The sequence below is a fragment of the Azospirillum mesophilum genome, from assembly GCF_053470405.2.
The window spans coordinates 78,174-89,320 of sequence record NZ_JBPXMQ020000026.1; the positions used below are offsets into that span (position 1 = coordinate 78,174).

The following is an 11,147-nucleotide window of genomic DNA, read 5'->3' on the forward strand; positions in this document are numbered from 1 at the left end:
GCTATGCCTCTGGCTTTTGGCTTGTCTTAGCCGCCTGAGGCATCGACCGCTGAGTACGCCGGTATTACAATTCAGCTTTCCATCGCCCGCCAAATCGATAATCCTCATCCGGCACATAAATGAGACTTATGGTCTTGGGGATTCCCATGATTACGGCGCGCGACCTGGACCGCCTTGGCCAGCAGCTGGACTGGAACCTGCTGCGCACCTTCATGGTGATCGTGCAGGAACAGGGGCTGACCCGCGCGGCGTCGCGGCTGCACCTGACCCAGCCGGCCATCAGCCAAGCGCTGAAGCGGCTGGAGGACCAGCTCGGCCGCTCCCTGATCGAGCGCGGCCAGGGGCGGTTCCGGGTGACCGAGGCGGGCGAGGTGATCTACGCCGAGGTGCTGGAGATCTACGGCAACATCTCCCGATTCGGGGTGCTGGTCCGCGAGATCCGGGAGGAGATCTCCGGCCACATCCGCATCCTGCTGGCGAGCCGCATCGAATCGCCGCTGTTCGACCGGCTGCTGGAGCGCTTCCACGCCACGCACCCGCAGGTCACCTTCCGGCTGGACGTGATGGCCAGCGCCGACATCCACACGGCGGTACAGCAGAAGACCGCCTCGCTCGGCATCTGCCTGATGCGCGAACCGCCGCCGCTGATCGAGCACGCGCTGTTCGCGCGCCAGATCTTCCGCTTCTACTGCGGCCCCCGGCACCCGCTGTTCGGGCGCCGCGACGTCACCCTGAGCGACCTGCGCGGTGAGCGGTTCGTCTCCTTCACCTCCGACCAGATCGGCGGCGTGCTGTCGCCGCTGACCGTCTTCCGCGCGCAGGAGGGGATCGAGAGCCGCATCGTCGGCGCGTCCGTGAACCTGGAAGAGGTGCGGCGCATGATCGTTGCCGGGCTGGGCATCGGCCCGCTGCCGCAGCATGTGGCGGAACGGGACGTGCGCGACGGCCTGCTCTGGCCCCTGCCGCCGGGGGAGGGGGTGGCGCCGGTGGACCTGCACCTGCTGTGGAACGCCGGATCGAAGCTGAACCGGGCGGAGCGCGCCTTCATCGAGACCTGCCGCGCCGCCATCGAGGCCATCCCCCTCGACCGCCGTTTCGACCCTGCGGCGGTGGAGGATTGGATAGCAAGACAGTTCGAAGCGGGGTGATGGGAATCGCGCGTCGGGAGCTTCGCAAGGATCGACCACGGATTATGGTCTCGGCTGGCAAAAGCCCTTCTCCCCTTGGGGGAGAAGGGTTGGGATGAGGGGTTGTTACCGGCGGCAGCCGGGACAAAAGTTTCCTGCCGGCGTTCGCCGGCGCCACCCTCACCCCAACCACGCTTGCCGGCGAACGCCTTCGGCGTCCTCCGGCGGCGCGCCCCTCAAGGGAGAGGGGCTTTTAAGCACGGAAAGGTGGAAAAGGTTCTCTACCGCGTCGCGGCGGCGATTTCCCGGGCGCGGGGGGAGATGGCCGCGGCGTGGTGGTCCTTGGCGATCAGGGTGTAGACCGCGGGCAGGACGAACAGCGTGAACAGCGTGCCGATCAGCATGCCCGACACGATGACCAGACCGATGGAGAAGCGGCTGGCCGCACCCGCGCCGTGGGCGGTCAGCAGGGGCAGCAGGCCGACGACCATCGCCGCCGTGGTCATCAGGATCGGGCGCAGGCGGACGCGGGCCGCGTGCTCGATGGCGGTGCGGCGGTCGGCCTGTTCGTTGATCTGCATCTCGCGGGCGAACTCCACCATCAGGATGCCGTGCTTGCTGATGAGCCCGATCAGCGTCACCAGACCCACCTGCGTGTAGATGTTCATGGTGGACACGCCGAGGAACAGCGGCAGCAGCGCGCCGCAGATCGACATCGGCACGGAGATCAGAATCACCAGCGGGTCGCGCAAGCTCTCGAACTGGGCGGCCAGCACCAGGAAGATGACGACCAGCGCGAAGGCGAAGGTCAGCATCAGCTGGTTGCCCTCCGTCACGTACTGGCGCGATTCCGACAGGTAGCCGTGGCCGAAGCCGGCCGGCAGGATCTCGCGCGCCTTCTGCTCCAGGAAGTCCACGGCCTGCCCGATGGTCACGCCGGGCATCGGCACGGCGGAGAAGGTGGCGGAGGGCAGCTGGTTGTACTTGGTCAGCGCGTTCGGCTCCGTCGCCGTCTCGATGGAGACGACGGTGGACAGCGGGATCTGCGCGCCGTTGGAGGCGGTGACGTAATATTGGGTCAGCGCCTCCGGCGTCAGGCGCTTGTCGCGCGGCACCTGAGGGATGACCTCGTAGGAGCGGCCGTTCAGGTTGAAGCGGTTGACGTAGTTGCCGCCGACCAGCACGGCCAGCGTGTCGCCCACCTCCTTCATCGACAGGCCGAGGTCCGCCGCCTTCGACCGGTCCACCCGCAGCCGGATCACCGGGCTGTCGAACTGGAGGTCGCTGTCGCTGACGATGAACATGCCGCTCTCGCGCGCGGCGGCCTTGATGCGCTCCATGGCGTCGTAGAGCGTCTTGTAGTCGGTCGGCCCGTTGATGACCAGCTGCACCGGCAGGCCGCCGGTGGAGCCGGGCAAGGCCGGCGGCGACACCAGGAAGACCTGAAGGCCGGTGACGTTCGCCAGCTCGCCCTGGACGATCGGCTGCAACTCCTTGGCGGTGCGGGTGCGCTCGTTCCAGGGCTTCAGGATCATGCCGGCGAAGCCCTGGGTCAGCGACATCATGCCGTTCAGCACGAAGCGGGTGTCGGTCTCCGGGTAATGGGTGAAGACCTGATCGAGCTGCCGGCCGTAGACGTCCACATAGTCGAGGTTGGCGTATTGCGGCGCCTTGGTGATGCCGAACAGGATGCCCTGGTCCTCCTCCGGCGCCAGCTCCGCCATGGTGTTGGCGAAGAGGAAGCCGACGCTCAGCAGCACGCCCAGGCCGAACAGCAGCGTCGCCGGGCGGAAGTCCAGGGCGCCGGCCAGCCGCCGCCCGTACCATCCCTCCAGCCGCGCGAAGGTGCGGTCGACGAAGCGGGCGAAGCGCCCCTCGTTCATCTCCCGCGTCAGCAGGAGGGAGCACATCATCGGCGTCAGCGTCAGCGCCACGATGCCGGAGATGATGACCGAACCCGCCAGCGTGAAGGCGAATTCCCGGAACAGAGCCCCGGTCAGCCCGCCGAGGAAGCCGATGGGGGCGTAAACGGCGGCGAGCGTGATGGTCATCGAGATGACCGGCCCGACGATCTCCCGCGCGCCGATCAGGGCGGATTCGACCGGCGACTTGCCTTCCTCCAGGTGGCGGTGGACGTTCTCCACCACCACGATGGCGTCGTCCACGACGAGGCCGATGGCCAGCACCATCGCCAGCAGCGTCAGCAGGTTCAGGCTGAAGCCCATCGCCAGCATGATGGTCGCCGCCCCCACGATGGACAGCGGGATCGTCACGATGGGGATCAGCACCGACCGGAAGGACCCCAGGAACAGGAAGATCACCACGATGACGATGCCGACCGCCTCGATCAGCGTCTTCTGCACCTCGTCGATGGAGGCCTGGATGAAGCGGGTGCTGTCGTAGACGATGTCCATTTTCAGGGACGGCGGCAGGTTGCGCTGAAGCTCCGGCACCAGCTTGCGGATGTCGGCGACGATGGTCAGCGGGTTGCCGGTGGGGGTGGAGTTCACGCCGATGAAGATCGCCTGCTGCCCGTTCATCGACACGCTGGAATTCGTGTTCTGGGCGCCCAGCTCCACCGTGGCGATGTCCCTCATGCGGACCAGCGCGCCGTCCTTGGACTTCACCACCATCTGCCGGAACTGCTCCACGTCGGTCAGGCCGGTGTTGGTCGTGACGTTGGTGACGACGAACACGCCCTTGGTCTGGCCGGGGGCCGATTGGAAGTTGTTGGCCTGGATCGCCAGCTGCACGTCGGCGGCGGAGATGTTGCGCGCCGCCATCCGTTCCGGGTCCAGCCAGACGCGCATGGCGAAGGTCTGGCCACCGAGGATCTTCGCCTCCGCCACGCCGGGCACGGTGGACAGAAGCGGCTGCACCACCCGCGTCAGATAGTCGGAAATGGCCGCCCCGGACAGCTCCGGACTGGCGAAGCCCATGTAGAGGATGGAGGTCGTCTCGCCCGTGGACTTCAGGATCACGGGGTCGTTCGCCTCGCGCGGGAGCTGGTATTTGACCTGCTGCACCTTCGACATGACGTCGGTCATCGCGACGTTGGGGTCGAAGTTCAGCCGGATGTAGGCGGTGACGAGGCTGGTCCCCTGCGTGGAGGAGGAGGAGATGTAGTCGATGCCCTCCGCCGTCGCCACGGCCTGCTCGATGGGCGTGGTGATGAAGCCCTGCATCAGGTCGGGCGAGGCGCCGGGGTAGGAGGTGGTGATGGTGATGACGGTGTTCTTCAGCTCCGGATACTGGCGGATCGGCAGGTCGAGCAGCGACCGGACCCCGACCAGCAGGATCAGCAGGCTGACCACCAGCGCCAGGACCGGGCGGCGGATGAAGATGTCGGTGAAGGCCATGGCCGATCCCTCAGTTCAGCGGCAGGGTCTGCGGCGGGGCGAGCGCGCTCGCCTCCGCCGGCGCGACGGCGGCCCCGTTGGTCAGCTTCAGCTGGCCGGAGGACACCACCCGGTCGCCGGGCTTCAGGCCGCTCAGGATCTCCACCCCGTTCTCGAACCGGTCGCCGGTCTTAACGGGCACGCGGTTGACGACGTGACCCTCCTTCCCCTCGGCGTCCTTCTGCGCGGTCACCACGAAGACGCTGTCGCCGTAGACCGTGAAGTCCACCGCCGTTTCCGGCACCACGACGCGGCCGGCGGCCGGCGGCTGCACGACGCGGACGTTGGCGAACATGCCCGGCAGCAGCTTGCGCTCCAGATTCTCCAGCGTCGCGCGGACCTTGATGGCGCGGGTGTCGGCGCTGACCTGCGGCTCGATGGTGTCGATGACCGCGTTGAAGGTCTGGCCGGGGGTCGCGTCGGCGTTGACCAGCACCGGCTGCCCGACCCGGATGCGGCTGAGCGACTGTTCCGGCAGGGTGAAGTCCACATAGAGCTTCGACAGGTCGGTCAGCGTGACGACGGCGCCGCCGGCGTTGACATATTCGCCCACATTGATCCGGCGGATGCCGAGGTCGCCGTCGAAGGGCGCGCGGATCAGCTTTTCGGCGATCAGCGCCTCGGTCTTCTTGATGTTGGCGTTGGCCTCGTCCAGCTGCGCCTGGTTCTGGTCCACGGTGACCTGCGGGCCGGCCTGGTTGCGCAGCAGGTTGCGCGCGCGCTCCAGGTTCGTTTCGGCCAGCTTGGCCTGGGCGCGGAAGGCCAGCAGGTCGGCCTGGTCCGTGGCATCGTTGAGCTGCACGAGCGGCGCGCCGGCCTTCACGCGGGCGCCGGATTCGAAGAAGATCTGGGTCACGCGGCCGACGACCTCCGGCGCCACCGTCACCTGCCGGCTGGCGGTCAGGGTGCCGATGGCGTTCAGGTATTTGGGCACCGACTGCGCCTTCGCCTCCGCCACCGATACCGGGGTGGGCGGTGGCTTGTTGCCGGCGAAGAAGTCGGCGATGGCCTTCTGGCGGAAGCTGTTGAAGCCGTAGAGCGCGCCGAACAGCAGCGCCAGAATCACGGCCACGATGACGATCCGGACCGTCATCCGCCCCCGGCTGACCGTGCGGCGGGTGATGGTTCCCTCGGACCGGCGGTCGGCGGGGGTGTGGATGTCACTGGTCATCGTCGGTCTCGTTTGGTCGGGACGGTTCGGGTGTGGGCAATGGAGGTTCCGCGTGCGCGGCGATCACGTCGTCGCGCAGGCCGATCCCGCGCAGGATGAAGGCTTCCGCCTGCCGGGCTGCCTGCTCGCGCTGGCAGAGCAACGGGATCACCGGGGTGTCGGGCAGGCAGGCGGTCGCCATCATGGCCCCCAGAAGATCGGCCAGCCAGAAGGCGTTCTCCGGCACGATCACCGTCGGCACGAGGTCGCCCGCCGCCTGCGCCGCGCGCAGCGACGCGGTGAAGCTGGGCAGGATATGGTCGGTGACCCAGCGCCGGGCGAGGCGGGCGAACTCCCCATCCTCCAGCAGGCTCATGATGGTCAGCCGGTGCCGTGGCAGCAGGTTGGCCGGGTCGGCCGGAATCTCCAGCACATAATAGTGGATCAGCGCCCGCACGTAGGTGACCAGCGTCGCGGTGCCGGGCTCCATCGCCAGCAGCCGCTCCAGCTCCCCGTCCTCGTCCAGGCAGGAGCGGAAGATCGCCTCGTGCAGCGCGGCCTTGCTGGGGAAATGCTTGAAGATCAGCGCCTCGGACACGCCGGCGGCCTGCGCGATCTCCTTGGTCGTGGTGGCCGTGAAGCCCTTGCGCGCGAAGAGCGGCAGCGCCGCGTCGAGGATCGCCGCCCGCCTCTCCGTGTTGCCGAGCCGTGCCATGCTGCCCCTATCGATTAAGTGAGTACTAACTCACTTCGGCGGACAGGGATAGCACCGAAAAGTTGAACTGTCCAGCGGGTAGCCGTTCGGGCTTTACGCGCGCCCTGACCGGGGGCGGTCGGCCTCCGCCTGCTCCTCCGCCATGGCGCGCGCGGTGTCGAGCAGGAGGATGCCGCTGGTCAGGCGCCCGTGGGCGGCGCGCTGGTCGGCGTTCTGCGGGCGCAACGTGCGCCTCAGATCGAGGAACAGGCGCATCAGCGCCCGACCGGGCAGCACGCCCACCGAAACCGCCGGGCAGGCCGACACGGCGAACGCCTCCTCGACCTCCTCCAGGCAGGCGAGGATGTAGTCGCGATCCGATAGCCCGAGGGGCAGGGGGTAGGATGGGGCGCGGCGGAGCAGGCGTTCCTCCGCCATGCTGATGATCGACGCGGTCATGGGCACCTCGCTGTAATCCGGGCGGACGTCCGGTGAGCCGTATCCTTTCCCCTGCATTTAGGAACGGCCCGGCGCGAGGTCCAGATGGCCGCGTTCACGCTGGACGGGTGTCTGAGTCAGGCTCCCCGCCGCGCCATCGCCTCGTCCGCCACCCGCAACGCCTGCGCGACCACCGCATAGCCCCGGTAGGGCGCGAGATTCAGGAGCGTTTCCACGATCTCCGTTCGCGTGGCCCCGACCGCCAGGGCCGCGTCGACGTGAACGCGCAGGGGCGTCTCCATGGCCTTGGTCGCCACTGCCGCCAGGGCCGAGCAGGCCGCCAGCTCGCGGGTCTTCGGGTCGAGGCCGGGGCGGCAGAACACGTCGCCGTAGCTGTGCTCGACCAGGATGCGCCCGATGTCCGGCGCGATGTCGTCGAAACTGTTGACCACGCGCCCGCCGGCCTCGCCGGAGGTCCGCGCCAGCGTCGCCAGCCCGCGCTCCAGCCGGCCTTGCCGCTCCTCCGAGGTCCAGGGCGGGAGGTCCGCCGGCATGTCCGTCCGCGCGGCCGCCTCGGGACGTTCCTCCGCGAACACCGCGCTCGCCACGGCGAAGGCGTTCAGGGCGGTGGGGAAGCCGATGTAGACGCTCAGCTGCATCAGCGCCTCGGTGATCGCCTCCCGCGAAAGCCCGGCCCGCAGCCCCGCCGCGACGTGGGTGCGCAGCGCGTCCGCCCGGTTGCCGGCGGTCGCGAGCATGGCGATGCAGGCCAGCTGCCGAACGTCCGGCGCCAGCCGGCAGCGGGACAGCAGCTCGCCATGGACGAACTCCACCCACCAGCGGGCGAAGTCCGGGGAGAGGCGTTCCAGTTCCCGGAAGTCCTCCGCGCCCCGTTCGAACGCGGCCAGGACGTGCAGACCCCGCGCGGCGCGCCCCGTGCCGTCGTCCCCGGCGGGGGGCGGCGGGTCGAAGGCCACCCCGCGCTCCTGAAAGACCTCGCGCACCAGCCCGACCGCGTCGATGGTCGCGGTGAAGCCCAGCAGCGGCACCGCCAGGAACAGCAGCTCGACCAGATCCGCCGGCTCGCCGCCCGCGTTCAAAAGGCCGGCCATGTGAAATTTGAGCTGCGGCTGGACGCTGCCCTGCGCCATCAGCGACGCGACGGTGACCAGCTGGCGCGTCGGCAGGTCCAGCCCGCCGCGTGCGAGCACGTCGCCGTATCCGAATTCCACCATGAAGCGGGCGAGGTCCGGGGCGGTCTCGGCCAGTCGCTTCATCGGCCGGTCGTAACCTTCGCCTCCGATCCGTTTCAGGATCTCCAGCCCCCGCGCGTGGCGTGCTTCGGCGGAGCGGTCCTGGTGATGTTCGGTTCCTGCGTTCTCGTGCGGCATCGTTCAAGTCCCGGCGGAAGTGGTGTCCATGGTTTCCCCGGACACTACCGTTCCCCCGCCGCGCCGATCATGGGCCGAGTCCTGAATGGGTTCTTCAGCCGGGCTGAACAATTGGCCGTTCAGCTTGCCTGAACAATCGGCCTCTGCGCCGCACCGTCCTTCACCGCATCGATGAAGGCCCGCAGCGCCGGAGCCATCTGCCGCTGCTGCGGGTAGCACAGGAAGAAGCCGGCGAAGGGCGCCGACCATTCCTCCAGCAGGGGGACCAGCTTTCCCTGCTCGATCAGGGGGCGCAGTTCCTGCTCGATCCAGAAGGCGATGCCCACCCCCTTGACGGTCGCGTCGATCAGCAGGTGCTGGTCGTTGACGATCAGCGGGCCGTCCACCTCCACCTCGAACCAGGAGCCGTCCTTGCAGAACTCCCAGTGGTAGGGGGTGGACCGGCCGGGCCACCGCCAGCGCAGGCAGCGATGCCCCCGCAGGTCCTTCGGCGTTTCCGGCCGCCCGTGCCGCGCGATGTAGCCGGAGGAGGCCACGGCGATCTGCCGCAGCTCCCCGCCGAGGCGGACGGCGACCATGTCCTTCTCCAGCACCTCGCCTAGCGTGAAGCCCACGTCGTACCCGCCGGCCACGAGATCGACCACGGAGTCGTCGCAGGTGATGTCCAGCAGGATGTCCGGATAGGCGGCGTGGAAGTCGGCCAGGATCGGCTCTACACAGGTGCGGAAGGCCACCCGCAGGCAGCGCACGCGGACCACGCCCGCCGGCCGCTCGCGGAACTGGCTGATGTCCGCCACCGCCGCGTCCAGCTCGGCCAGGGCCGGGCGGATGCGCCGCAACAGCCGCTCCCCCGCCTCGGTCAGGGCGACGCTGCGCGTGGTGCGCTGGAGCAGCCGGACGCCCAGCCGTTCCTCCATACTACGGATGATCTGGCTGAGCGAGGAGGTGGACAGGCCAAGCTGTTCCGCCGCGCGCGAGAAGCTGGCCTGTTCGGCAACCGTGATGAAGGCGCGAAGATCGGGCTGTCCGTTCGGGCGCATGCGATCCGGCCTCCTGTGCTGTTCGCGCGGCGGGGGCGGGGCTCGTCTCCACCCTGTCCGTTCTGTGTACGCCATCGCGCCGGCGAATTCATCCAGCGCCGGGTGCCGACCCGTCCATCCGGCGATTCGCACACCAAAGTCCGGTTTCGCAGCATTTTGCCTCTGGTTCCGTCGCGCCGCTCCCTATACGCTGGTAGGCAAATCGGAGCGTAAGTCATGGAAAACGTTTCAGTGCCGCCGCATCCGGCCGCGCCCACCGGCGGCCAGCCCGCCGGGACCGGGGTGAAGCCGGTTGCGGATTTCGACCTCAACGGTGTCCGGATCGTCGCCTTCCTGGACAGCGACGTCCCCTCGCAGCCCGGCGGCAACCGTTGGCCGCAGGTCGCGGAGCAGTATGCCGCGGCTCATGGAATCGGCTTGAGCGACGCGCGCTGGTACAGCGTGCAGCCCTACCGCTTTGCCAACGGGCGCCCGAACATCAACGAATTCCGCCCGGCCAACCAGTCCTGGAAGTTCGAGACGAACCTGGGCACGGCGTCCGAAATCGTCCGCCGCCTCGGCCTCGACCTCGACAGCCTGCCGCTGGATCTCTGAGCGTTTCGGTCCGCCGCCTTCGGCCCGCCAAGGGCGCCGTCAGGCGCCCGGCGGGACCACGAAGCAGGCCATGCCCATTCCGGACAGGCTCGCGCAGCTCTGCGCGGCGTCCTGCTGCGTCAGGCCGGTGAGGCGTGCGCGGTACAGCGGGCCGTTCTGCGTGTCGACCGCCTGCACGATGCGCTCCGTCCGGCTGAGCGTGGCGGGAACGGCCTTGCGCGCCCGATCGATGATCCGCCCGCTGTCTTCCGCCGAGCGGAAAGCGCCAAGTTGGACGGTCCAGCCGCCGACGACCGGCGCGCGGGCCGCCACGACGGGCGTTGTGGGAATGGGCACCGCCGCGATCGGGGCCGGCAGCGGCGTGGCGATTGGGGTCGCGGAAGCCGGCGCCGTCGGAAGCGCCGAGGCGACCACAACCGGGGCCGGGGCCGTGACGGGCACCGGCGCGGACACCACCGGCGCCGACACGACGGGCGCGCTCGCGACCTCGTAGCCACCCGGATAGCCGCCCGGCGTGTTCCCGCCGTCCAGGCGCGGCGAGATCGAGGCGATGTAGCGCCGCGTTTCGCCCGGCAGCTTGCGATTCCCCGACAGATAGTCGGCGTAGCAGCCCGGCCCGCAGTTGTAGGCGCCCAGGAACCCCGGCGACCCGAACAGGTCGTACATCTCGCGCAGGTACGCGGTGCCGGCGACGATGTTGTCGTGCGGATCGTAGGGATCGGGACCCAGACCATGCTTGCGGCGCATCTCCGCATAGGTCGCGGGCATCACCTGCATCAGGCCCATGGCACCGGCGTTGCTGGTGATGGGACGCCCGTTCACCATGGTGCGCCCGCCGCTCTCCTGCCGGATGACCTCGCGGATCCACTGCTCAGGCATGCCGAAGCGGCGCGAGGCCTCGGCGATGTGCGCGTCGATGTTCGGATCACGCGCGGTTGACGACGGGGTGCTGGCACACGCCGCAAGAAAGCTTGGGAAAAGAATCGCAGCCGCGAACGATATTCTGCAACGCACAGTGCCGCCCACTTTCGATGATGACCGGTCCGGTACCGAAGGCGGCAAGATTGCACATTCCATCCAATTTCTGAATGGTCGATGCTGTGATCAATGACTCGCGCGCCCGGCGCCGGGGCTTTGTGCGATTCACCCATTTTTCCTGGGGCATAGAAAAAGCTCTGGGGGTCTGCAAAAAGCGCTTGCGCGGTTTGGCCGACCGGCCTATAACCCGCCTCCCCGACGCGGCGCCGCTGACGAAGACGGCGCGGCGGAAGGGAAACGGAAGTCAAGACGCAGTAAAGTCCGGCCGGTGTGAAAA

9 protein-coding genes are annotated in these 11,147 nt (G+C 68.5%); 2 read left to right on the forward strand and 7 right to left on the reverse strand.

Translation table 11 applies throughout. From position 1 onward, the window contains the following. Window positions 1-146 precede the first annotated feature (146 nt). Window positions 147-1,148: a LysR family transcriptional regulator gene (locus ACSVC7_RS22360; protein WP_448206744.1), complete on the forward strand. Its 1,002-nt coding sequence runs from the start codon at window positions 147-149 to the stop codon at window positions 1,146-1,148. A gap of 260 nt (window positions 1,149-1,408) precedes the next feature. Here the strand turns inward: ACSVC7_RS22360 and ACSVC7_RS22365 are convergent, their stop codons facing one another. The 6 genes from ACSVC7_RS22365 to ACSVC7_RS22390 form a co-directional block, all read right to left on the reverse strand. Beyond that, window positions 1,409-4,486 (reverse strand): MexW/MexI family multidrug efflux RND transporter permease subunit, encoded by a 3,078-nt coding sequence (locus ACSVC7_RS22365; RefSeq protein WP_448206743.1) that lies wholly within the window; start codon window positions 4,484-4,486, stop codon window positions 1,409-1,411. Window positions 4,487-4,496: 10 nt separating this feature from the next. Then, window positions 4,497-5,696, reverse strand: coding sequence for an efflux RND transporter periplasmic adaptor subunit (locus ACSVC7_RS22370; RefSeq protein ID WP_448206742.1), 1,200 nt, complete (start codon window positions 5,694-5,696; stop codon window positions 4,497-4,499). After that, window positions 5,686-6,390, reverse strand: a complete 705-nt coding sequence (locus ACSVC7_RS22375) for a TetR/AcrR family transcriptional regulator (RefSeq protein ID WP_448206741.1) — start codon at window positions 6,388-6,390, stop codon at window positions 5,686-5,688. The genes ACSVC7_RS22370 and ACSVC7_RS22375 overlap by 11 nt, the downstream gene beginning before the upstream one ends. Window positions 6,391-6,483: 93 nt before the next feature. Beyond that, window positions 6,484-6,828 carry a hypothetical protein gene (locus ACSVC7_RS22380; RefSeq protein ID WP_448206740.1) on the reverse strand — a complete coding sequence of 115 codons (345 nt, stop codon included), beginning with the start codon at window positions 6,826-6,828 and terminating at the stop codon, window positions 6,484-6,486. A gap of 116 nt (window positions 6,829-6,944) precedes the next feature. Next, window positions 6,945-8,198, reverse strand: coding sequence for a carboxymuconolactone decarboxylase family protein (locus ACSVC7_RS22385; RefSeq protein WP_448206739.1), 1,254 nt, complete (start codon window positions 8,196-8,198; stop codon window positions 6,945-6,947). Between the two features lie 119 nt (window positions 8,199-8,317). Beyond that, on the reverse strand, window positions 8,318-9,238 hold the full coding sequence (locus tag ACSVC7_RS22390; RefSeq protein ID WP_448206738.1) for a LysR family transcriptional regulator: 921 nt from the start codon (window positions 9,236-9,238) through the stop codon (window positions 8,318-8,320). Between the two features lie 216 nt (window positions 9,239-9,454). Here ACSVC7_RS22390 and ACSVC7_RS22395 point away from each other — a divergent pair, with 216 nt between their 5' ends. After that, complete coding sequence (locus ACSVC7_RS22395; protein WP_448206737.1) at window positions 9,455-9,832, forward strand: hypothetical protein; 378 nt, start codon at window positions 9,455-9,457, stop codon at window positions 9,830-9,832. A gap of 39 nt (window positions 9,833-9,871) precedes the next feature. Here ACSVC7_RS22395 and ACSVC7_RS22400 read toward each other — a convergent pair whose 3' ends face one another. Then, window positions 9,872-10,909 carry a transglycosylase SLT domain-containing protein gene (locus ACSVC7_RS22400; protein ID WP_448206736.1) on the reverse strand — a complete coding sequence of 346 codons (1,038 nt, stop codon included), beginning with the start codon at window positions 10,907-10,909 and terminating at the stop codon, window positions 9,872-9,874. Window positions 10,910-11,147 lie beyond the last annotated feature (238 nt).